Here is a 22,748-nt window from a genome sequence, read left to right as displayed (position 1 = left end):
TTCGGCTCCAGATCTTGGCAGGAGGTGGCCCGTGGCGGGGCCGGAATCCTCCAGGATCCCGGGCCGCGCCGTGCCGTCGGGCGTGGTGCTGCTGACGGACCGGCGGGTGGCGCGGGGGCCACTCGTCGACGTCGTCGCCGGGGCCGTCCGTGGGGGGGTGCGGTGGGTGGTGCTGCGGGAGAAGGACCTGCCGCGCGCCGAGCGCCTCGCCCTCGCCGCCGATCTGCGGGCGATCCTCGCCGAGGTGGCCGGCGCGTTGATCGTGGCCGGCCCGGACCCGCTCGGCGGGGACGCCGTGCACCTGCCGGCGGCCGGCCCGTACCCGCCGCCGTGCGCGGGACTGGTCGGCCGCTCCTGCCACGACCAGGCGGAACTCGCCCGACTCAGCACAGAGGACTACGCCACCCTCTCCCCGGTCTTCCCGACAAAGACCAAACCCGGCTACGGCCCGCCCCTCCGGCCGACCGGTCTCGCCAAGCTGATCACGACCAGCCCGGTGCCGGTCCTGGCGCTGGGCGGAGTCGACACCCCCGACCACGTCACCGCATGCGTCGCGGCAGGCGCCACCGGGGTGGCCGTGCTCGGCGCGCTCATGCGAGCCGAGCACCCCACCGAGGCAGCCACCACGCTGACCGAGAACTTCCGCGAGGCGGTCGGCTCGCTGCCGCGCAGCCGGCACCGAACGACGGCGGTCCCCGCGACAGGGCTGCGGCCGACCGTGCCCACGGAGGGATCAAGCGCAACCAGAGAGGGGAAGGCGTGACGCCGCGAACAGTACTCACCATCGCCGGATCCGACTCCGGCGCAGGAGCCGGCATCCAGGCCGACCTCAAGGTCTTCGCCGCCCTCGGCGCGTACGGCACCAGCGTGATCACCGCGGTCACCGCGCAGAACACCCGGGGCGTCGACGCCGTCCTGCCACTGCCCCCGCAGACCGTCCGCGACCAGTTGGACAGCGTGCTCGGCGACTTCGCGGTACGCGCGGTGAAGACCGGCATGCTCGCCACCCCGGCGGTCGCCGACGCGGTGGCCGAGGCGGCGCAGGCGGGCCGGCTGCCCCGGCTGGTCGTCGACCCGGTGCTGGTCGCCACCAGTGGGCACCGGCTCGGCGTGGTGGAGGCGGTCGAGCGGCTGCTCCCGTACGCCGAGGTGGCGACGCCGAACTGCGCGGAGGCCGGCGTCCTCGCCCGACGTCCGGTAACCACGGTCGTGGACATGGTCTCGGCGGCCGAGGCCATCGCGGCCGGTGGCCCGGCGCACGTGGTGGTGACCGGCGGCGACCTGGACGCCGACGGCGAGTCGGTGGACGTGCTGGTCGGCGGCGGCACGACCACGCTGCTACGGGGGCCCCGGGTAACCACCCGGCACAGCCACGGCACGGGCTGTTCGTTCTCGGCGGCGATCGCCGTCCGGCTGGCGTCCGGCGATCCGGTGCCGGTCGCGGTGGCCGCCGCGAAGGAGTACGTGACCCGCGCGCTGACCGGCGCGCGGCACTGGGAGTTGGGCGCGGGACGCGGCCCGCTGGACCACTTCGGCTGGTCCTGTTGACCATCAGGGAGGCTGTCATGCAGGCACGACGCAAGGTCTACGTGGAGGGGACGCGGCCGGATCTCCAGGTGCCGTTCGCCGAGGTGGAGCTGACCGGGGGCAACCCGCCGGTCCGCCTGTACGACACCTCCGGTCCCGGCTCCGACCCGGAGGTCGGGCTGCCGCCGCTGCGCGGGAAGTGGATCGCCGAGCGGGGTGACGTCGCTCCGGTGCGGGGCGCCGGGACGCCGCTGGCGGGCGCGGACGGGAAGCGCCCGACGCAGCTCGCGTACGCCCGGGCGGGGGTGGTCACCCCGGAGATGGAGTTCGCGGCGATCCGGGAGGGCGTCGCGCCCGACTTCGTCCGGGACGAGATCGCGGCCGGGCGGGCCGTGCTGCCGCTCAACGTCAACCACCCGGAGTGCGAGCCGGCGATCATCGGCAAGGCGTTCCTGGTGAAGGTGAACGCCAACATCGGCACCTCTGCGGTCACCTCCTCCATCGCCGAGGAGGTGGAGAAGCTGACCTGGGCCACCCGGTGGGGTGCGGACACCGTGATGGACCTGTCCACGGGCAAGCGGATCCACGAGACCCGCGAGGCGATCGTGCGGAACTCCCCGGTGCCGATCGGCACCGTGCCGATCTACCAGGCGCTGGAGAAGGTCGGCGGTGACCCGGTGAAGCTGAGCTGGGAGGTGTTCCGGGAGACCGTCATCGAGCAGGCCGAGCAGGGCGTCGACTACATGACGGTGCACGCCGGGGTGCTGCTGCCGTACGTGCCGCTGGCGGTGGACCGGGTGACCGGGATCGTCTCCCGGGGTGGTTCGATCATGGCGGCCTGGTGCCTGGCGCACCACGAGGAGAACTTCCTCTACACCAACTTCCGGGAGCTGTGCGAGATCCTGGCCCGCTACGACGTGACGTTCTCGCTCGGCGACGGGCTGCGGCCGGGCTCCATCGCGGACGCCAACGACGAGGCGCAGTTCGCCGAGCTGAGGACGCTCGGCGAGCTGACCGAGGTGGCCTGGGAGTACGACGTCCAGGTGATGATCGAGGGACCGGGTCACGTGCCGATGCACAAGATCAAGGAGAACGTGGACCGCCAGCAGGAGTGGTGCCACCAGGCGCCCTTCTACACGCTGGGCCCGCTGACCACGGACATCGCTCCGGCGTACGACCACATCACCTCGGCGATCGGCGCCGCGATGATCGGCATGTTCGGCACCGCGATGCTCTGCTACGTCACCCCGAAGGAGCACCTCGGGCTCCCCGACCGGGACGACGTCAAGGCGGGCGTGATCGCGTACAAGATCGCGGCGCACGCGGCGGACCTGGCCAAGGGGCACCCCGGGGCCCAGGCGTGGGACGACGCGCTCTCCACGGCGCGCTTCGAGTTCCGCTGGGAGGACCAGTTCAACCTCTCGCTGGACCCGGAGACCGCGCGGTCCTACCACGACGCGACGCTGCCGGCGGAGCCGGCGAAGACCGCGCACTTCTGCTCGATGTGCGGGCCGAAGTTCTGCTCGATGAAGATCACCCAGGAGCTGAAGGACTACGCCGCGCGGGGGATGAAGGACAAGTCCGAGGAGTTCGTCTCCGCCGGGGCCCGGGTCTACCTGCCGCTGGCCTGAGCGCCCTCCGGGGGCGGGCCGGTCGCACCGCCGGCCCGCCTCCGGAAGTCAGTCCCGGTGGTGGCGGCATTCCAGATCCTCGAGCCGCTCGGGCGAGCCCGACACCAGTGGGCGCCGGGGATGCGAGCGAGTCACGTCCACGGCGGTCGGTGGGCTATTCGTTCACCAGGACGGGGACACCCACTGCGGCGGACACCACCCGGCCGCGAAGCTGGCCGGGGATGGAGATGCTGAACAGTTCGCGTTCTTCTGGTGCCCCGTGGTCGTGTCCGTCCTCGGTGAGGTGGTGGACGAACCGGCCGGTGTGCAGTAGCTGTCCGTTGCTGTCGTATAGGCCGGCGACAACCTGGAGCTCCAGGATCGCACTGACATCGCTGGTGACCTTGATCGATCCGCCGACCGTGTCACGGTTCAGGGTCAGGTCGGCGAAGTCGAAGCGGTCGTCGAAGGGGCCCGGAACGGTGGTGACGGTGCCGGGGGCAGGATGCTGCCGGCTGAGCCTTGGCAGCGTCGGCTCGCCGGAGGCGGGTGTCAGCCCTGGAAACGCGGTCTTCACCGCTGCGGCCGGGGCTGGAGCGTGCTCGGCGTCGGGCTGGTCGGAGCAGGCGGTGGTGGCGGCTAGCCCCACTGCGGCGGCCAGCAGGCCAGCCAGGGTGAGATGCCGTTTGTTCGGCACGGGTCTCTCCTCGTGTGGAGCGGGTGGGTCGGAAGCCCGTGTGGCTTCCGACCCACCCGTGGCAGGGGTGTTCAGTTGGTCAGGCTGAGGGCGCGGCCGACGACGGCGAACAGGGCGGTGTTGTCGATGCTGCCGGCCATGGCCTCAGCGCCGGCGCCGTAGGCGAACACCGGCACGTCGGCGCCGGTGTGGTTGCCGGACAGGTAGGTGAGCCAGAGGCTGGCCTCGGGCGACCCGTCGCGGACGGCGGCGGGGTCATCCGGGGTGCGGAACGTGGCGGGGGCGAAGTTCCGCGGATCAGTGGCGCCGGCGCCGTTGATGATGCCGGTCGACCGGTTCGGGTCCTTGACGTTGCCACTCGGTCGGGTGGGGGTGGAGTTGTTGGCCGTGTTGCCGCCGTCGACGTTGACCGGCGGGGCGGCGGCCTCCGCGTTGGTGAAGCTGCCCTTCTCGATGATGTTGAATCCGGCGCACTCGTGGTCGGCGGTGACGATGACCAGGGTGTGCCCGTCACGCTTGGCGAAGTCCAACGCCACCTTCACCGCGTCGTCGAACGCCTTCATCTCCTCCAGCGTCTGGGCCGCGTCGTTGGCGTGCGACCGCTTGTCGATCAGCGCGCCCTCGACCTGCAGGTAGAAGCCCTTGCCGCCGCCGTTGTTGCCGGCGAGCAGGTCGATGGCCTTGCTGGTCATCTCCGGCAGTGCCGGCTCCGCGGCCTGCGGCGAGTCCGGGTGCTCCCGCTTGTACTTCTCGATGGTCAGGTTGCCCTTGTTGAACAACCCGAACACCTTGCCGCCGCGCGTGGCGGCCAGGTCGCCACGGGTGGCGACCGTCTGGCTGGCCGGGGAACCCAGCAGGGTGTAGCCCTGCTCCTTCAGGGCCTTCTCGTCCGCGGCGTCGAACCGGGCCAGGCCACCGCCGAGGATGACGTCGGAGGTGCCGTTACGGGCGATCTGGTCCGCGATCGGGGTAACCCGAACATCAGACGTGGGCAGCAGGTCACCGGTGACCCTGGTGTCCTGGCAAGCCGCCGCGGAGTAGCTGGGGCCCTGGCAGCCGCGCGCCAGGGCGTGGCTCATCTGGCCGGCCGGGGTCGCGTCGGTGATCTCGGCGGTGGACACGTTCCCGGTGCGGTAGCCGGCCTGCTTGGCCAGCTCCATCACCGTCGGAACGACCTTCCCCTTGCCATCGACCCCGAGGGCCGCGTTGTAGGTCTTGACTCCCGACGCCCACGCGGTCGCCGCCGACGCGGAGTCGGTGACATAGTTCGGGGCGAAGTCGGCGGCACCCGGCTGGCCGGAGTTCTTCTCCACCGCGTAGGTGCTGACCTGCCCGACGACCGGCATGGTCTCCATCGCCAGGTGTCCGGCGGCGCCGTAGAAGCGCTCGCGGGCTGCGGTGACGTGGGTGCGACCCATACCGTCGCCGAGCAGGTAGATGACGTTCTTGATCCGACCGTTGTTGCCGCCCGCCGCGGTCGCCGGCGTGCTGCTGACCACGCCGGCGCCGACAGCGCCGGCCAGCAATACGACCGCCGCCGCAGCCGAACGCGTGCGGATACGAGTGGACATGAATTTCCCCTCAGAGCAGGACAGGCGCCACGCGGCGCCTAATGCGGAAACTAGGCCGGGTCAACGAACACACGCGGCTGTCCGGATGGCCACAGCCGAAGCTGAGGATGAACTCGCAGATGACGAGTCTGGTCAGGCGTGTCGGACACGTCGTGGCACCGACTCGCACACCATGGTCAAGTGGGGCTCCCATATGTCGTCCCCGGGCCGGCGAGGTCCCGCCGGCAGCTACCGCTTCCACGCTTCAGCGGGTTGGGGCGGGTGTAGGACCCCAGGTGACCGGCGCAGCTACGTGAACCCGGCTGTGCTTGGCCTGGTGTTTCCTCGTTGTCAACCGGTCCTGGCATCGACGATGCCAGGACCGGTTGACGTGCGACGGTTCAGTTCAGGACGGGGATCAGCGCGGCGCCGAAGGCGAAGTAGAACTCCCAGCTGATCCGGTACCGGTACCCCACCCATTCCTGAGCCCCCGGTCGGCACACCCGTCGAGACCCGACCCGCTACCGGTCGAGGCGGTCCGCCGGCGGGTCGGGTGCCTCGCAGCCTGGCTACCTCTCTGGGTGAGGGGGGTTGGGTCGGGTCCCGCGACGGCTCTTTTGGAGCGGTCGCGGGCCGTGGGGAACGCCTGGGTCAGCCGAGGGAGGGGTCGCTGATGCTGGCGGAGCCGTTTTCCAGGTGTCCGGCGAAGACGCGGACGAAACTGCCGGCGGTGACGGTGATGTCGTACCAACCACCGGCGTCGCGTGTGTCCAGGTCGGCGTACTTGCCGTTGCCGTGGAGTCGGACCGGCCCGGCGTAGACGTCGGCGACGGTGACTTCGGTGGCGTCGTGTGGGGCGTTGATCTCCACTCGGAGCTTGCCCGAGTCGCCTAGCGGTCGCAGAGTGACGGCGACCCTGTCGGTGCGGGTGTCGCCAGCCAGTTTGCGGAAGAAGCCGTTGGGGCCGTGCAGGTGCACCTCGTACGCGCCGGAGACCGGCAGCTGGGTGTCGAGCTGGTGGCCCGCGCCCACGGTGTAGCTGTGCGGTTGTCTGGCCGGGGTGATTAGCCGGGCTTGGAAATGCGCACCCAGGGATCCGTTGTTCACGATCGTGAGATCCAGCGGGTTGCTGGGCTTCTCGACGACGTTCAGGTTGTATCCGAGCGGCCGGGCCGGGCGGGTACCGGGCTCCTGGGTCGGCATCTTCGTGCTGACCGGACGGGGTGGGTAATAGGTCTTGTGCCGCAACCGGTCTTGCGGCTTCATCGCCGAGGTGTCTGGCAGGGCCGCGAGTCCGGTGACGCTGCGGGAGAAGTCGAAGGCCGAGGTCAGGTCGCCGGCAACGGTGCGCCGCCAGGGGGTGATCTGCGGTTCGGCGATGCCGAACCGCTGTTCCAGGAAACGGATCACCGAGGTGTGGTCGAAGGTCTCGGAGCAGACGTAGCCGCCGGTGGACCAGGGTGAGACCACGAACATCGGTACCCGAGGGCCCATGCCGTAGGGGCCGGGCTTGGCGCGGCTGCTGCCGGGGTAGAACTCGTGCTCGGTGGAAACTGTGGAGGCGCCGGGAACGATCGGGGTGTTCGGGTGCGGTGGCACCAGGTGGTCGAAGAAGCCGTCGTTCTCGTCGTAGGTGATGAACAGCGCGGTTTTGGCCCACACGTCGGGGTTGCTGGTCAGGGTGTCCAGGACCTTGGAGATGTACCAGGCACCGTAGTTGGTGGGCCAGTTGGAGTGCTCGGTGAATGCCTCGGGGGCGGAGACCCAGGAAACCTGGGGCAGACGGTCGGCTTTCACATCGGCGGCGAGGATCTCGAAGTAGTCTTGGCCCTTTCTGTTCTCGGTGCCGGTGCGGGCCTTCTCGTACAGCGGGTCGCCGGGCTGGGCGTTGCGGTAGGAGTTGAAATACAACAACGAGGTGTCGCCGTAGTTGCCGATGTAGGCGTCGTTGTCCCAGCCCCAGGAGCCGGCGGCGTTCAGGCCACTGCCGATGTCCTGATAGATCTTCCACGAGATCCCGGCCGCTTCCAGTCGTTCGGGGTAGGTCGGCCAGTCGTAGCCGAGTTCGTCGTTGTAGAGCACCGGTCCGCCGCCCTTGCCGTCGTTGCCGGTCCAGCCGGTCCACAGGTAGTAGCGGTTGGGGTCGGTGTTGCCGATGAACGAGCAGTAGTACGCATCGCAGATGGTGAACGCATCGGCGAGCGCATAGTGAAACGCGGCGTCCTGCCGCAACAGGTAGGCCATGGTAGCGGGTGTCTTGGCGGGGATCCACTGGTCGTAGTGGCCGTTGTTGACCGCCTTCTGGCCGCCCGGCCAGGCGTGGTCGAGGCCTTGCAAAAATGCGGCGCCCAGGTCGTCGACCTGCGGGTGGAAGGGGAGCACCTCCCCCTTGCTGTCCGCCTGGTGCCAAACGGACTTCCCAGAGGGAAGCTGCACCGGGTGCGGGTCGCCGAAGCCGCGGACTCCGCGCAGCGAGGCGAGATAGTGGTCGAACGAACGGTTCTCCTGCATCAGGATCACCACGTGTTCGACGTCCATGATCGTTCCGGTGCTGCCCTGTGGGGCGATGGCCGCGGCCCGCTGGACGCTGCCGAGCAGGCTGTGGGCCAGGCCTGCGGCGGAGGCCGCGCCGGTCAACTTCAGGAACCGCCTGCGATCGATGTCCACCACGGTGATGCCCTCTCGTTCGATCACGTCTGTGCGGGGCATGACGATCCTCGCCGGAGATCAACCCCGGGTTGCCGGTTCGTGGCGGGCCGCGGAACAGGGAGCAGCCGTGCGGGCGCCGTTGCGTTGTGGGATCGGCGGGTGCCTTGAACCTCCCGTGTCGGGTCTGCGGTCAGATCCGCCCGGGAGAGTTCGGCGAACGCAGCGGCGACCCACAACGTGGGCGGAGCGTCGACGGCAAGGGAGAGACGCCAGGGGGCGGGGAGCAGCCAGGTGCACTGAACGGCGTTGAACTGCATCGGGTCTGCTGCACCAATAGGTGAACGCCTTAGCTGGCTGATGCGATCCTCGATCCATCTGCCGACAGGGAGGGGGGCGGCGAGCGCGATCCTGCAACCCGACAGATGCGTCCAAGCCGCAAGGCTCCATGACTATCCTCTGTGGTCCTCCCGCGGATCGTCGTGGCTGGCGGTGTCATAGGCTGCCGTCCGATTGGGCGGTCGGGGGGATTCATGGCGACCCTGGTCGTCTGCGCCGGCTGCTGTTGTGGGAGCCCGGGCGCTGGTGCGAGCCAGGATCCGGACGTGGGCGCCGGTCGCAGGTGGCCGCTCGCCACTGATCGTCCGGATCTCGCGACCGTCCGGACCGCGCGGTGTCTCGGTCGATGCGACTACGCCGACGTTGTCGTGGTGCGTCGGTCGCCGCAGGGTCGGCGCCCCGGTGGCCGGCCGACCTGGTTCGGCATCGTCGACGATGGGACCGCCGCGATCATCCAGGCGTGGGTCGCCGCGGGCGGGCCGGGCGTCGTTCCCGTTCCCGAGGAACTCGCGCTGCACCGGATCGGCCGTCCAGTGCGGAGTCGGCGCAGTTCCCAGCGCGGAGGCGTTGACCGTTGCGGTGACAGCCGCGGCCGGTAGCCGCACGAAAGGAACGTGCTCCCGCGAGCCTCTGCTCGGGCCGGAACTGTGGTCGGGAACCATCGGTGCCGATGCTCCGACTATCTGCATGCCGGTCGTACGGATTCCGCCTTGGACACGGGCGTCCGGTGCCCGCGCTTCGGGATTCCGACGTGGTTCGACGGCAGAAGGCGAGTTCCCGATGGCACGAGCCGGTAGGTGGGTGAGCCGTACCCGCGATTTCCGATTTTTCCGCACGGCGCTGGCCGCCGGCATCCTCCTGCCGCTCGGCGCGTGTTCCGGGACGAAGGTGCCGGATGCGCCGGCGGTGTCGGCGGGCGCGTCCGAGGCGGCCGGGCCTCGTACCACGTATCCGCTGACGATCGACAACTGTGGGCGCCAGGTCACGTTCAACCAGGCTCCGCGTCGGGTGGTGCTGCCCAACGGCGCGTCGGTGGCCGAGGTCGAGTCGATGATCGCGCTCGGTGTGCAGGACCGCATCGTGGCGAACAGTCAGCGGTACGGCGTGTCCGACGATCCGACCATGATCGCGAAGATCGACGCGGTCCCGACCGCGGGGCTGAAGCTGAACAAGAACTTCGAGGTGCCCCGCGAGCAGGTGTTGGCCCAGTCTCCGGACCTGGTGATCTCGACCTGGGCGGGTGGGTTCGACGACAAGATCTGGCCGACGTCTTCGGCGTACGCGGAGCAGTGACCACCCATCCGCTGACCGGTCGTCCGCATTTTGTGTTCGCAGCGGCCACCCCGCCACCCGGCGGGAGGGCCGACCGCGATGACGCAGCTGGCCGGACCGGTTTCGCTCAGCGGGCTGACACCCGAGAGTCGAAAGCCGGAGTGGCATCACACCTCATCAAGGAGCGCTGACATGCAGGTAGCCGTTGTTCTCTATCCCGGATTCACCGCCCTGGACGTAGTCGGACCCTACGAGGTTCTGGGGCGCCTGCCGGACGTCGAGGTTGTCTTTGTCGCCGAGCGCACGGGTCTCGTCCGCAACGACCTGGGCAGCCTGTTGATCGAAGCCATGGCGACGCTCGACGATGTGACCAGTCCAGATGTCGTCCTCATCGGAGGCGGACCCGGCCAGTCGGCGCAGATGTCCGACGGACCCCTGCACCGATGGCTGCGGGATGTCGACCGGACCAGCGCCTGGACGACGTCCGTCTGCAGCGGCGCCCTCATACTCGCCGCAGCGGGCCTCCTCACCGGCCGCCGGGCTACCACCCACTGGGCTGCGCTGGACATGCTCACCGAGTTCGGCGTGACACCGTCGAGGGATCGGGTCGTCATCGACGGGCACTACGCGACCGCGGCCGGCGTGTCGGCCGGCATCGACATGGCGTTGACCCTGGCCGGTCTGATCAGTGGCGATGACGTGGCGCAGACCGTGCAGCTCATCATCGAGTACGCGCCGGAGCCGCCCTACCACTCAGGCTCGGTGGACTCGGCACCGGCGACAGTTCGGAAAAGCGCGATCGAGATCCTGACGGCTTGAGGCGAAAGGGGATCGGCGTGCCACCGGGTGTCGTACAAGCAGCGACATCCCGGATCGCGTGGCCTGGTGACCGTCATGGCTTCGCCAGACCGGCCACGGATCCTGATCGCGTCGGGAGTGCCCGGCGCAGGAGAAGCGCGCGGAGCGCCAGGTCGGCGGCCACCGGCACATCAGGCAGGCGCTGCCCTCCTCGGCGGCTCGTCCAAGCGGCCACAGCGAGGTCGATGGCGAGGAACGCGAGCAGCATGAGCCCGAACAGTGGCAGGGCCCACCCGATGGCGAACCGTACCGGCCAGGTGTTGTCGACCTGGGTGACGGTCCACGCGGAGCGGGTGTCCTCGGGTGGGGTGATCTCCACCGGTCCGGTGAGTCCGGCGGTGCGGGCGACGGTGAGGACCCGGTCGGTGGCGGCCGGGTCGACGGCGGTGGCCTCGCCGCCACTGCCGTGGTGTCCGGCCTCAGCGACCACGGTGGGAGTGCCGGGCAGGGTGGTGGACAGCTCCGGTGTGCGGGAGTGGACCGCGTCCAGGCCGGTGCTGAAGTTCGCGCCGGCGTAGCGGGACCAGGTCAGGCGCGTCAGCGCGGCACGACACCGTTCTGGTACGCCCAGACGACCGTCTGCAACCGGTCCCGTACACCGATCTTGGCCATCGCCCGGCCGAGGTGCGACTTGACGGTGCTGGTCTCGATGAACAGCTCGGTGGCGATCTCCACGTTCGACAGACCCTGGGCGAGCAGCCGGACGATCTCGGCCTCCCGCGCGGTGAGCTGGTGCGCGGCCACCGCATCGGTACGCGGTGCGGCGGTGCGGCGGGCGAACTCGGTGATCACCCGGCGGGTGACCGCCTGGTCGACGAGCCCGTACCCGCCGGCCAGGCGGCATACCGCCTCGATCAGCTCCTCGGGTTCGCAGTCCTTGAGGATGAACCCGCTGGCACCGGACTCCAGCGCGCCGAAGACGTACTCGTCGAGGTCGAACGTGGTCACCACGAGCACGGCGGGCGGCGTCTCGGTGGCCTCGCCGACGATCCGGCGGGTGGCGGTGAGCCCGTCGCCGCCGGGCATCCGGACGTCCATGCAGATCACGTCCGGCCAGTGCCGGCGGGCCAGGTCGACCGCCGCGTCGCCGTTCGACGCCTCGGCCACCACCTCGATGTCCGCGGCCTGTTCCAGGATGACCCGGAACCCGGTCCGCACCACCGCCTGGTCGTCGACGAGCATCACCCTGATCATGTCGGGTCTCCCTGCGCGGTCGCCGTCGCGGCGCGGGCGACCTCCGGTGCGGTCGGCAGGTGCACCGTGACCGTCCAGCCGCCGTCGGCGGTCGGCCCGGCGGTGAACTCGGCACCGATGAGCTGTGCGCGTTCCCGCATGCCCACCAGGCCCACGCCGCCGGTGGTGCGGGTGGCCGGCTCGGGCCGCCGGGGCGGCGGGTCGTTGCGTACCTCGAGCGTCACCCGGCGGTCGAGGTAGCGCAGAGCCACCCGGACCGGGGCGCCGGGGGCGTGCTGGCGGGCGTTGGAGAGCGACTCCTGCGCCACCCGGTAGAGCGCCACGTCGGCGATCGGCGGCACCTCGCGCGGTTGCCCCTCGCGGACGAACTCGACCGGGCCGCCGAGGTCAGCGGCGGTGCGGACGAGGTCGTCGAGGACGGCCAGGCCGGGCACCGGGACCGTGCCGTCGCCCGCCTCCGCCCCGGTCCGTCCGCGCAGCACCCCCACCACCAGTCGCAGGTTGTCCAGGGTCTGCTTGCCCTGGGCGCGGATCCAGGCCACCCCGGCGCGGGCCGCCGCCGGGTCGCGGTCGATCAGTCGCTCCACCGCCGCCGCCTGCACCACCATGCCGGAGAGGTGGTGGGCGGCCACGTCGTGCAGCTCCCGCGCCATCCGGGACCGTTCCGCGCCGATCGCCGCCTGCACGCCGGCCTGCTGTGCCCGGACCGCCTCCTCGGCGCGTACCCGGACCAGCTCGACGTAGCGCCGGTAGGTGGCGACGTAGCCACCGACGAAGGCCGCGCCGAGGTAGGTCAGGGCACTCGCGGTGAGGCTGCCGAGCGTGGCGAGGAGGATGTTGGGGGCGACGAGGACTGCGGTGGCGACCGCCCCCGCCGTCTCCGCCAGCGTGGCGACCCCCGCGATCAGCAGCGCCGTCCGGACCGGCCGCAGCGTGCCGACGGTGTACGCGGCGACGAACGGCGCGAGGCCCCGGATCGACATCTCCGGCAGGGACAGGCCGACCACCACCAGTTGCAGGGCGACGACCAGGGCGAGGCAGAGCAGCGGACGGATCCGACGTAGGCAGAGCAGCACCGCCTGCACACCGCAGAGCACCAGCACCAGCCAGGCCCGCGCCGGGTCGACGGCGAGACCCTCCGCCGGTGCGACGATCCAGAACAGCATCGCCAGCAGCAGCAGGGTGGCCACGGTGACGGCCGCCGCGAGCAGGCCGTCCCGGGCGAACCGGCCGGTCACGCCGAGCCGGGTGAGCCGCTCGTCAAGCCGCCTGGTCAGCCGCGGCGTCCGGGGCGTCGCCTCGGCCTGCGGATCTGGGTGGGTGCTCATGCGGTGGACTTCCTTGCTCCGGTCCGTCCCGGATCGACGCGTCAGTAGGAGATGCTAGGCGCGAGCAGCATGAACTCGACGGCGAACCAGCCCGTACCGGCCAGGGCCAGCAGGATCAGGGCGCTGGCGGCGACCCGGTGCCAGCCGACGCGCCGCCGTACGTCGTCGACCAGCCGCACCCCTGCGGGCAGCACCCCGAGCAGGCCGATCACCTGGAGCACCTGCACGGTGCGCAGCGAGGCGGCGGAGACCTCCTGCAACCCCATGACGGCCGCGATGTTCACCGCCCAGCCGATCAGCGCGAGCAGCGCACCCGCGACCGCGACGCGGCTGAGCACCCGCGCGGTACGCCCCGCCGGATCACGGCGTGGCCGACCGAGCACTCGTCGGACGAGGGCACCGAACGGCCAGGAGAGCACGGTCAGCGCAAGCACCAGCACGGCGGCACCGAGCACCGGTACGACCACCGCCGTGGCCCGTGCCGGCTCGACCGGCAGCAGGGTGAACGCGGAGTCGTGGCTGATCGCCGTCACCCGGTCGTCGGCGACCCGCATGGCCAGCGTGCGCTGCCCGCCCACCTCGCGCCAGACCCAGGGAGCCACCTCCTCGTACAGGGCCGGGGTGGCCGACAGCGGGCCCGGCTCGAACAGCAGCCGGTGATCGTCGGCGACGCTGACGGTGGTCCGACCGACCAGGCCGATGGTGGTCAGGAAGTTGCTGCCGAAACCGCGCGAGTCGGTGTACGTACCGACTGCGGCGGCGGCGTGTGCGGCGCTGGTCTGCGCGTCGACGCCGGCCGGTCGCTCCGACGTGCCCGGGAAGTAGCGGTCGGCGAAGCCGTTCATCACCGCCTGGCGCAGCTCGAGGCTGTCCAGCTCGCCCCGGCCGCCGCCGTTGAGCGAGAGGAAGATGCCGGCCCGCTCCCGGGGGTAGATCTGTAGGTGCGAGTGGAAGAACATGGTGTCGCCGCCGTGACCGAGGATGTGTCGGCCGTTGCGGCTCTCGTCGAACAGCCCCAGCGCCATCCGGGGGCCGTCCGCGAGGGTGCCGAGCGAGGTGGCGTCGAGCCCGGGACGCTGCATCAGCTCGCGGGTGGCGGCGTCGAGCAGCGGACCCTCGCCGACCGGTTCGCCGATCAGCGCCAGCATGAACCGGGCCATGTCGGTGGCCGGTGCGCTCAACGCGCCCGCCGGGGGAATGCCGACGATCTCGAACGGACCGGCGACACCGGCGGCGTCGTGGCCGCTGGCCATCCGGTCGGCCAGGGCCGGGGGCAGCGGCTGCGCGAACGTCGACGACGCCATGCCGGCCCGGGCCAGCACGTTGCGGTCGACGTACTCCTCGAACGGCGTCCCGCTGACGTGCTCGACGATGTATCCGGCCAGCGCGTTGCCGTAGTTGGAGTAGGCGGGCACGGTGCCCGGCCGGTAGATCTGCTCCGGCGGGTCGGTGGCCAACGCCGCGCGCAGGTCCGGGCTGCTGCCGTCGAGGCCGATCAGCCCGGCGATGCGCTCCTCGAACCCGGCGGTGTGGGTCAGCAGGTGCCGCAGCGTGACCGCCTCGTCGTAGCGGCGGGGCAGCGTGAAGTCCAGGTACTCGTCGACGTCGGCGTCGAGGTCGAGATCGCCGCTCTGCACGAGCTGGAGGACGGCGACGGCGGTGACCAGCTTCGACACCGAGCCGACCCGGAACAGGTGCCGGTCCGGGTCGACCGGTACCGGCTGGCCGGTGCCGGTGCCGGTGTCCGCGTGGCCGTAGCCACGGGTGGTGAGGATCTCGCCGTCGCGGACGACGGCGACGGTGGCGCCGGGGATGCCGGTCCGCTGGAGCGCGGCGGGCAGCAGGCCGTCGAGCCAGGCGTCGACGTCGGCCGCGTTCAGCGCGGCCGGGTCGGCCGGCGCGCCGGGAGCGGGTGGCGTGGGAACGGACATGGCGGTCGGTGCGGTGCCGCACCCGGCGGCGGTGGCGGCGACGGCGACCGTCGCCACCAGAGCCGCGCCGAGCCGGCGCAGGCGGGACGCCCGGGGCCGGGCGGGATCTTGGCGAAGCATGTCGGGCTGCTACCTTCCAGGCCGATCGGGTGTCCGGAGGGATCCGTGCGGCGTCACCCGGTGCCTGGGAAAAGCCTGCGGGACCGGGGGCGTGGTGCCATCTGGCGCAGGACGGCATTCTGCCTACGACCTTCGTCGGAAATCGCCCCGCTGCCGCATCCCGGCCTGATCGGGACCAGCGGCAACCAGTTGTACGAGACCCGTCGTGACGGGACCGCGGTCACCCCGGGGGACAGCAAGACCGAGGAGAACCAGTGGAGCGCGGCGCTGCTGGGCCTGACCCTGTCCATGATGCCCACCCACCCGGACGCCGCGGCGTGGAGCGGTGATCGCCGCGGCCCGGGCCCGGCCGGCGGCGCGCAGCTCGGGGATGTGGTTGTAGAGCGTGCCGGGGCTGACGCCGAGCAGTTTGGCGATCGAGGCGACGCTGGCCTCCGGGTTGGGCAGCATGTCCCGGGCAGCGCGCAGAATCTCCGGATTGATCACGCTGGGCCGGCCGCCGACCCGGCCGCGGGCGGCCGGGAGGCCTCGTGGTGTTGCTCAGCTGCCGTCGATGAGTTTGACCGCGAGTTCGGGGCTGTACGTGCCGGACGGAACGCCCGGCGCGGTGCCGCAGGGGCCATCCGAGATGCCGGGGGTCTTGATCCAGAGGCGGTAGTCCTCACCGGTGGTGCCGGGCTGCGGTGCCGAGCCGAGTTTGCGCTTCGGGGGGTTGCACCAGGAGCCGGCGTGGCCGTTGCCGTTGCGGCTGGTGTCGATGACGAAGCCTGCGGTGTGGCCCTTGTTTTTCAGCTGGGCGTTGATCTTCTCGGCGTGCTCCACGGTCTTCGCCGTCGGGTGGAAGTTCGACACGTTGAGGGCGAAGCCCCGCACGTTGCGGACACCGGCGTCGTGCAGGCGGGCCGCCATCTCGGCGGGTTCGCCCCAGCCGACGTTGCCGGCGTCGAGGTAGGCCCAGGCCTGCGGTGCCTTGGCGCGCAGCTCGCTGGTGGCGAAGTTCAGCAGCTCGTTGCGTACGGCGATCTGCGCGGCGGACATGCATTCGGCGTCGCCGAGGGCGTCGGGTTCGACGATGACGACGGCGGGGCGTTCGCCGATGGCACCGGCGAACGCCGAGAACCACCTCTTGTACTCGGCGGGTGTCTTCTGGCCGCCACCGGAGAACCCGCTGCACGCATCCCGGCCCGGCAGGGTGTACGCGACGAGGACCGGCAGTTTCCCGGCCGCCGTGGCGGCGTCGACGTATTTGTCGACCGAGGTGCCGATGTCGGTGAACCACTCGCCGAACCACTTGGCGATCGGCCGGGTCGCGATCTCCGCGCTGATCCTCGCGGCACGGGGATCGTTCTTGTTGGCGCGGGCCCACTTCGCCGGCTCGGAGTTCGGGTCCACGAAGAACCCGGACGTCTTCGCCAGCGGCCCGGCCGACGCGGGCTGCGACGACGGCCCGGCCGACGCGGACGGCCGGTCGAACCGTACGCCTCCGCCGGTGTCGGCCGCGGTCAGGCCGAGTGTCCCGAGCAGCGCCTCGAGGCCCGATCCGTTGACCGGTCAACCTTCGCTCTGCTGGGCGCGCACGGAAAGGTTGGCGAGCGTTGTCAATGGGTGCGACACCGCCCGCAGCCCCTCAGCCGACGGTGTGGGCCTGACCAAACGTGGTGAGCAAGCGGTCGAGCTGGTGCGGGGCGGCGGGGCGAACCAGGGGCATTGTCACGCCTGCCGCCCGGTAGGCATCGACGCGGGCCCGTACGTCATCGACGGTGCCGGTCGCTGTCAGCGAGGTGACGTACCGCTCCGGCAACACCTTTTGCAGGGCCGCCTCTCCGCCGGCCTCGTACGTGGCGGCGAACCGGGGCAGGTCCGTCGGGTCGATGGTCGGCTCACCGACCGACATCTTCGCCTTCGGGGTGGAGGCGTACTTGAACTTGGTCGCCACCTCCCAGCGGATCGCCTCGATGGCGGCGGCGCGATCGTCCTCGATCGAGGTATTGATGAGTTGGGCGACGGCGAGCCCGTCCGGGTCGCGGCCGGCCTGTTCGGCGCTGGCGCGTAGCAGCGCGACGGCGTTCGCCGAGTACTCCGGGGAGGTGCCGGCGTCGAGTAGCACGCCGTCGCCGATCGAGGCGGCGTTGACCAGACCCTTGCGGCTGGCGGCGGCGATCCAGATCGGAATGTCCGGCCGGAGCGGCTGGAAGTTGAGTGCGACGTCGTCGAGCCGTACGACCTCGCCGTGGTAGGTGACGGGTTCGCCGGTGAGTAGGGCGCGGATCGATTCGACATACTCGCGCAGGGTGGTGACGGGGTCGGTCAGCGGCCGGCCGTTGCGGGCGGCGTGTTTGGCGGTGTAGGCGCCGAGCACCAGCACGAGCCGGCCGCCGCTGAGTTCGTCAAGGGTGGCTGCGGACTGGGCCATCACCAGTGGGCTGCGCAGCCGCACGACCTGGGTGGCGCCGAGTGTGACTCGCCTGGTGGCAAGGCCGAACGCGGCCAGTGCAGAGACCGAATCGCGGTTGGTGAACAGCGTCTCGGAAAAGAACGCGGTGTCGAAGCCGGCTCGTTCTGCGGCGGCGGCCGAGTCGGCCATGCGGCGGACCGTGACCGCCGGGTCGTAGCCGAGTGCCAGGCCGATGGGGTTGGCGGAACTGGACGGCGTCATGTGATCTCCTCGAGGTCGGTCAGCACGATCTTGCCGATCAGGCCGCCCCGCTCGAGGTGGTCCAGAGCGGCGGCGACGTGGGCGGCGGGGTAGCGGGCGGCGATGACCGGTCGCAGGTCGACCGGTCCGGCCCACGGTGTGGCTCGGCGTAGGTCGGCGATGATGGCGGCCTTCTCGGCCGGTGGCAGGCTGCGCAGCGAGCCGCCGGTGAGTACCAGGCGGCGCCGGATCACCGTGCGTAGGCTCAGCGACACCTGGTCACCGCCGAGTACGCCGACGCTGAGCCACCGACCGCCGGTGCGCAGCCCGACCATGGTCATGTCGGCGACGGCGGCACCGACGAGGTCGAGTACGACGTCGAAGCCGTCGGGTGCCAGCCGGCGCAGTTCGTCGGCGGAGTTCAGGGCGGTGGAGACCACCACCGGGTCGGCGCCGAGCCGGTGCACGGCGTCGGCGAGGGCTGGGCCACGGACGGTGCCGGCGACGGTGGCGCCCAGCGACTGGGCGACCTTGACGGCGGTGGTGCCGACGCCGGAGTTCGCGGCGTGGACCAGCACGCGGTCGCCGGGGCGTACGCCGGCGATCATCCGCAGGTTCCACCAGGCGGTCGCCAGCGCCTCCGGCAGCGCCGCCGCCTCGGCCATCGTCCAGCCGGTCGGGACGGGCAGCAGTTGGTGGTGTGACACCAGAGCGTGGCTGGCGTAACCACCGCTGCCGAGCAGTGCGCATACCTGATCGCCGACCTGCCAGCCGGCGACATCTGGACCGATCGCGGCGATGGTGCCGGCACACTCCAGGCCGGGTACGGCGGACTCGCCTGCCGGCGGCGTGTAGTCGAGGTCGCGTTGCAGCAGGTCGGCGCGGTTGAGGCCGGCTGCATGCACCTGGATGAGTACCTGATCGGCAGCCGGCGCCGCCCGTGATGCCGACCGCCACACGGGGTGCGGCGGGGCCGGCCGGCCGCCGGCTGCGGCCTCGGCGGGGGTGAACAACACCTGCCGGGTCACCGGGTCGGCGGCGGTCACGGGGTGGTGTCCGGTCGCTGCGGCGGGCGGAACGGGTTCGGGGCGACGGCGCGGCCGTCGCGGACTAGCTGCTCGCCGTCACGGTAGACGTGCCGGACCCGCAGGTCGGGCTCGAGAACGACGATGTCGGCGGGGCCGCCGGTGCGCAGGGTGCCGATGCCATGAGGACCGGCGCTGTCCAGCCGCAGCGCGGCGGCCGGATTCGCGGTGACCAGGGCCAGCGCGTCCGGCAGGTCGAGGACGCCAGCGGCGACCAGCGCCCGTACGGTGGGTAGCAACTCCACCCGGTAGGCGAACGGTTCGATATCGCCGCCGGGCAGGGTACGTGGCACCGATGCATTGCCGTCGCTGCTGAGGGTGAGCTGACCGGCGGGCACGCCCCCGGCCAGCAGGGCAGCGATCGCGTCCACCGGGGCGATGGCGCCGGTGATCCGGTCGGGATTGATCAGTGGGTTGACGTCTACCCGGCAACCGAGCCCGCCGAGGCGGGTGGCCAGGCCGAGGGTGTCAGGGGTGTAGTTGGCGTGCGTGACCTGTACCCGGCCGGGGTCGGCACCGGATTCGTCGAGTGCTCGCGCCAGCAGGTCGGGGTCGCCGACGGCGGTGCCGAGGTGCACGTGCAGCAGGCCGGCCTTGCCGGTAGCGCCGGCGACCCATTCGAGTTCGCGGAGCAGTCGAGCCAGTTCGGTCGGCCCGGGGGCGGTGGCCTTGTGTTCGTACAGGGCGATCTTGACGCCTACGAGGTGGGGCAGCAGGTGCAGGTCGCGCAGGATCGAGCCGGTGACGGTCGGTGGCGGCCAGTGGAAGCCGCCGGCCATCGCCCAGGCGCGTGGCCCGGTGGCCGGTAGCGCGTACGCCCGGGCGAGCAACGCCTCGGGGTTCTTGGTGATCGGATCCACGCCGGGCATTCCGACGCAGCTCGTGGTGCCCGCTTCGACGATCACGTCAGCGGGCAGTTCGGGGATGCGCGTGTGGTACCCGCTGCCGCCGCCCCCGCCGAGGATGTGCAGGTGGCCGTCGACGACGCCGGGTGCGATGAGCAACCCGGCGCAGTCGACGACGGTCGCCTGGGCGGCCATGCCGGAGGTGGGGCCGGGCGGTCCGACCTCCAGGATGTCCCGGCCGGCGACGACCACGTCGCCGGTTCCGGCGGGCTGCGGCGCCAGCAGGATGCCCCCGCGCAGGACGGTAAGGGTCACGATCAGCTCGCCGGCTGGCCGTTGATCGTCACCGCCGGACGGAGGATGTCCGACAGCCCCCACTTGTCGCCGATCTGGGCGTAGGTGCCGTCGTCCATCACCGCTGTCAGCGCCGCCGCTACCGCGTCCCGCAACTCGGGCTGCTGCTTGCTCACCGCGATACCGACGGGAATCTCCGTGATCGGCTTGCCGATCAGGGCGTACTTGCCCGGTTCCTGCTCGCTGGTGACGTACCGGATTGACTCGGCACCCCGGATGCCGACATCGGCCCGCCCCTGCCCTATCTGCAACAGGGCGTCGGCGGTGCCGTTGGTGGTCAGCTCCTCCACCGGCGGTTTGCCGGCCGGAGCGCAGACCTTTTGGCTGAAGCTGGCCAGGGCGTTCCGGTAGCCGGTGTCGCCGCTGTCGACGGCGACCTTGGCGCCGCAGACGTCAATCTCGGCGGGGAACCGGGCGGCCTTGTCCGCCAGGGTGAACAACTGCGGGCCGGTCGTGTAGTAGTCGACGAAGTCGACCGTTGCCCGACGCGATTCGAGATCCTGCATCGCCGACTCGATAAGGTCGATCCGGCCGGTGGCCAATGACGGGATGTACTGTTCGTACTCCTGTGTCACGAAGGTCACCCGGACGCCGAGCTTCTCGCCGATGGCCCGCGCCAGGTCGACGTCGAAACCCTGCCTCTTGTTCCTGTCCTCCGTCCCCTTCGGCAAGTACGACATCGGAGGATATACCGGGCTGTTTCCTACCCGGAGTTCTCCCGCCTTTCGGATGGACTCCGGCAGCATCGCGTGCAACGCGTTGTCCGACTGGTCCGGGGCCGGGGCGTCGGCATCGGTGCCGCCGCATCCGGCGAGCAGGGCTGCGGCAAAGACCGCGCAGATGGCTCGCTTCTTCACGTGTGTCTCCTCCGGGTCGGCGGGGTGTCAGCACACCCGCCCCGCACGTTCGCCACCGGTTCCCCTCGGCAACGTGGCCCCAGTGTTCAAGTAGCGGCGAAAGCATCGGAAGGGGACCGCTTGTCCAGTCGCCGCAGGTCGGACTGTACTTCACGGCCATGTCACCATCTGGCAACACTGGTCCAGCCGAGGAGATGGGATGTTCCCGTGACTGTGACGATTGCGCAGGTTCTGGCGCTGCCGGAGTTGAACCTGCGGGTATGCGCGGGCGACCGCGGTCTCGACAACGAGGTCCGGTGGGTGCACGTCAGCGAGACCATCGACCCGACCCCGTGGCTTCGCGGCGGGGAGTTGCTACTCACCACCGGCCTGAAGATCGATGATCCGGAGCAGTTCGGCCCGTACGTCCACCGGCTCGCCGATGCCGGCCTGGCAGGACTCGGCTTCGGTGTCGGACTCGGGTACGACCAGGTCCCTGGGCCGCTGATCCAGGCCGCCGAGGAGCGTGGCCTACCGGTGCTGGAGGTGCCGGTCGACGCGCCCTACGTGGCAATCTCCGAGGCCGTGTCGAACCTGCTCGCGGCGGAACGCTACGACACCATCGCCCGCGCGTTCGACGCTCAGCAGGCGCTGACCGCCGCGGCCGTCGAGTCCGGCAGAGGCGGCCTCGTTGCTGAGGTCTCGCGCGCACTCGGCGGCTGGGCAGTGCTCACCGACCTCGCCGCCAACGTTGTGCGGGCGCATCCGGCAGCGGCCGCCGACCGGCTGCCCGCGCTGCTGCCGGACGTGATGCGTACCCGCGAGCGCGGTATCCGCTCCAGCGGTTCGGTGGTCGGCCCGACCGAGTCGGTGGCGATCCACACACTCGGGGCGCGGGGCCGGATGCGCGGTTTCCTGATCGCCGGCGTCCCCGGCGCGGCCAGCGACTACAGCCGGATGGTGTTGGCCGGCGCGGTGGCGCTGCTGTCCCTGGAGATGGAGCGCTCGCAGGCGGCCCGCCAGCAGATCCGCCGGTTGCGCGCCGACCAGTTGGCCCAGGTTCTGCGCGGTGCGGTCACCGGCGAGGTCGCCGCCCAGCACGCCCTCGCCTGGGACCTCGACCCGGCAGCTGTCCGGGTTGGCGTCTATTTCTGTGCCGCCAGCCGGGGCAGTCAGGTCTGCGACGAACTCAACGAGCTGATGGCCGAGGCGAACCTGCCCGGCGCCGTCGTCGCGCAGGAGGCCGGTCGGCAGGCCCGGGTCGCCGTACTCGTCGACGGCTCGGAGACTGCCGCCGCCGCGCTGGCCCGGCTGGCCTCGGTACGCCCGATGGTGCCGCTCGGGCTGGGCGACGTGGTGCCGATCGAGCAGGTGGGGCTGTCGTACCGGGCCGCGACCCACGCGGCCGAGGTCGGCCGGGCCGAGCGGCGGCCGGTGACTCGGTTCGACGATCTGGAGGCGCTGCACATGCTCATCCGGGCCCAGTCGCCGCAGGCGTTGGCCGGTTTCGTGCGCCGGGTCCTCGGCCCGCTGAAGCAGCACGACCAGGGTCGCGAGGGAACCTTGCTGGCCACCCTGAGCACCTTCCTGACGCACAACGGCCACTGGAACGAGACCGCCGCGGAGCTGGGCATCCACCGGCACACGTTGCGGGCCCGGATCGACCGGATCGAGCAGATCACCGGGCGCGACCTCGATTCGGCGTACGGCCGGATGGAGCTGTGGCTCGCGCTGCTCGCCGACAGCGCGGCCGACACCGACGACCAGCCCGTGCCGGAGCAGGGCACCGGACGGGCGGGCCGTGGCAGCGGGCCGGAGCAGGACAGGAAGTAGCGCCCGCGGTGCGCTGACTGGACCCGATGTCAGGTATCGCTGCCCCTGCCGGCCCGGTGAGACTCGGCGAAAGTACAGACGGGAGACG

General features: G+C 71.1%; 19 protein-coding genes. 6 read left to right on the top strand and 13 right to left on the bottom strand.

Annotated elements, in window-relative coordinates; genetic code table 11:
* The first annotated feature begins 31 nt into the window (after positions 1–31).
* Genes JD77_RS15435 through thiC form a run of 3 tightly spaced genes read left to right on the top strand, consistent with a single transcriptional unit; the run spans position 32 to position 3,158 of the window.
* A complete protein-coding gene (locus JD77_RS15435; protein ID WP_246140685.1) occupies positions 32–763 on the top strand; it encodes a thiamine phosphate synthase in 732 nt (243 codons plus the stop codon).
* Entirely contained in the window at positions 760–1,548 is a 789-nt protein-coding gene (gene thiD, locus JD77_RS15430; RefSeq protein WP_145775024.1) for a bifunctional hydroxymethylpyrimidine kinase/phosphomethylpyrimidine kinase, read from the top strand. The genes JD77_RS15435 and thiD overlap by 4 nt, the downstream gene beginning before the upstream one ends.
* Positions 1,549–1,565: 17 nt before the next feature.
* On the top strand, positions 1,566–3,158 hold the full coding sequence (thiC, locus tag JD77_RS15425) for a phosphomethylpyrimidine synthase ThiC (RefSeq protein WP_145775023.1): 1,593 nt from the start codon (positions 1,566–1,568) through the stop codon (positions 3,156–3,158).
* A gap of 154 nt (positions 3,159–3,312) precedes the next feature.
* On the opposite strand, the gene JD77_RS15420 is transcribed toward thiC, so the two are convergent.
* The 3 genes from JD77_RS15420 to JD77_RS15410 form a co-directional block, all read right to left on the bottom strand.
* Entirely contained in the window at positions 3,313–3,834 is a 522-nt protein-coding gene (locus tag JD77_RS15420) for a hypothetical protein (protein WP_145775022.1), read from the bottom strand.
* Positions 3,835–3,905: 71 nt separating this feature from the next.
* Positions 3,906–5,405: an alkaline phosphatase gene (locus JD77_RS15415; RefSeq protein WP_145775021.1), complete on the bottom strand. Its 1,500-nt coding sequence runs from the start codon at positions 5,403–5,405 to the stop codon at positions 3,906–3,908.
* 630 nt (positions 5,406–6,035) lie between these two features.
* Positions 6,036–8,093, bottom strand: coding sequence for a phosphocholine-specific phospholipase C (locus tag JD77_RS15410; protein WP_246140684.1), 2,058 nt, complete (start codon positions 8,091–8,093; stop codon positions 6,036–6,038).
* 1,077 nt (positions 8,094–9,170) lie between these two features.
* On the opposite strand from JD77_RS15410, the gene JD77_RS32845 reads away from it, so the two are divergent.
* Both JD77_RS32845 and JD77_RS15400 read left to right on the top strand, forming a co-directional pair.
* Positions 9,171–9,662: a TroA family protein gene (locus JD77_RS32845; protein ID WP_211372576.1), complete on the top strand. Its 492-nt coding sequence runs from the start codon at positions 9,171–9,173 to the stop codon at positions 9,660–9,662.
* A gap of 171 nt (positions 9,663–9,833) precedes the next feature.
* Positions 9,834–10,460 (top strand): DJ-1/PfpI family protein, encoded by a 627-nt coding sequence (locus JD77_RS15400; RefSeq protein WP_145775020.1) that lies wholly within the window; start codon positions 9,834–9,836, stop codon positions 10,458–10,460.
* Between the two features lie 73 nt (positions 10,461–10,533).
* Here JD77_RS15400 and JD77_RS15395 read toward each other — a convergent pair whose 3' ends face one another.
* The 10 genes from JD77_RS15395 to JD77_RS15350 all read right to left on the bottom strand — a co-directional run bounded on the left by JD77_RS15395 (position 10,534) and on the right by JD77_RS15350 (position 20,737).
* Entirely contained in the window at positions 10,534–10,929 is a 396-nt protein-coding gene (locus JD77_RS15395; RefSeq protein ID WP_145775019.1) for a hypothetical protein, read from the bottom strand.
* A gap of 107 nt (positions 10,930–11,036) precedes the next feature.
* Positions 11,037–11,693 carry a response regulator gene (locus JD77_RS15390; RefSeq protein WP_145775018.1) on the bottom strand — a complete coding sequence of 219 codons (657 nt, stop codon included), beginning with the start codon at positions 11,691–11,693 and terminating at the stop codon, positions 11,037–11,039.
* A complete protein-coding gene (locus JD77_RS15385; protein WP_145775017.1) occupies positions 11,690–13,021 on the bottom strand; it encodes a sensor histidine kinase in 1,332 nt (443 codons plus the stop codon). Before JD77_RS15385 ends, JD77_RS15390 begins: the two co-directional genes overlap by 4 nt.
* 41 nt (positions 13,022–13,062) lie before the next feature.
* Positions 13,063–15,072: a serine hydrolase domain-containing protein gene (locus tag JD77_RS15380; RefSeq protein WP_145775016.1), complete on the bottom strand. Its 2,010-nt coding sequence runs from the start codon at positions 15,070–15,072 to the stop codon at positions 13,063–13,065.
* A 123-nt stretch (positions 15,073–15,195) separates the two neighbouring features.
* On the bottom strand, positions 15,196–15,558 hold the full coding sequence (locus tag JD77_RS33630) for a helix-turn-helix domain-containing protein (protein ID WP_246140683.1): 363 nt from the start codon (positions 15,556–15,558) through the stop codon (positions 15,196–15,198).
* 54 nt (positions 15,559–15,612) lie between these two features.
* Positions 15,613–16,464 carry a glycoside hydrolase family 6 protein gene (locus JD77_RS15370; RefSeq protein WP_211372575.1) on the bottom strand — a complete coding sequence of 284 codons (852 nt, stop codon included), beginning with the start codon at positions 16,462–16,464 and terminating at the stop codon, positions 15,613–15,615.
* 235 nt (positions 16,465–16,699) lie between these two features.
* The gene (locus JD77_RS15365; protein WP_145775014.1) at positions 16,700–17,728 is read right to left on the bottom strand and encodes an LLM class flavin-dependent oxidoreductase; all 1,029 of its coding nucleotides are present in this window, start codon (positions 17,726–17,728) and stop codon (positions 16,700–16,702) included.
* Positions 17,725–18,753 carry a zinc-binding dehydrogenase gene (locus tag JD77_RS15360; RefSeq protein ID WP_145775013.1) on the bottom strand — a complete coding sequence of 343 codons (1,029 nt, stop codon included), beginning with the start codon at positions 18,751–18,753 and terminating at the stop codon, positions 17,725–17,727. The genes JD77_RS15365 and JD77_RS15360 overlap by 4 nt, the downstream gene beginning before the upstream one ends.
* The gene (locus tag JD77_RS15355) at positions 18,750–19,952 is read right to left on the bottom strand and encodes an amidohydrolase family protein (protein ID WP_145775012.1); all 1,203 of its coding nucleotides are present in this window, start codon (positions 19,950–19,952) and stop codon (positions 18,750–18,752) included. The genes JD77_RS15360 and JD77_RS15355 overlap by 4 nt, the downstream gene beginning before the upstream one ends.
* A 2-nt stretch (positions 19,953–19,954) precedes the next feature.
* Positions 19,955–20,737, bottom strand: coding sequence for an ABC transporter substrate-binding protein (locus tag JD77_RS15350; RefSeq protein WP_281292180.1), 783 nt, complete (start codon positions 20,735–20,737; stop codon positions 19,955–19,957).
* A gap of 318 nt (positions 20,738–21,055) precedes the next feature.
* Here JD77_RS15350 and JD77_RS15345 point away from each other — a divergent pair, with 318 nt between their 5' ends.
* Positions 21,056–22,660, top strand: a complete 1,605-nt coding sequence (locus JD77_RS15345) for a PucR family transcriptional regulator (RefSeq protein ID WP_145775010.1) — start codon at positions 21,056–21,058, stop codon at positions 22,658–22,660.
* Positions 22,661–22,748: the final 88 nt, after the last annotated feature.

The organism is Micromonospora olivasterospora (assembly GCF_007830265.1).
GTDB classification, from domain to species: domain Bacteria; phylum Actinomycetota; class Actinomycetes; order Mycobacteriales; family Micromonosporaceae; genus Micromonospora; species Micromonospora olivasterospora.
This window is presented reverse-complemented; position numbering and strand designations above follow the sequence as displayed.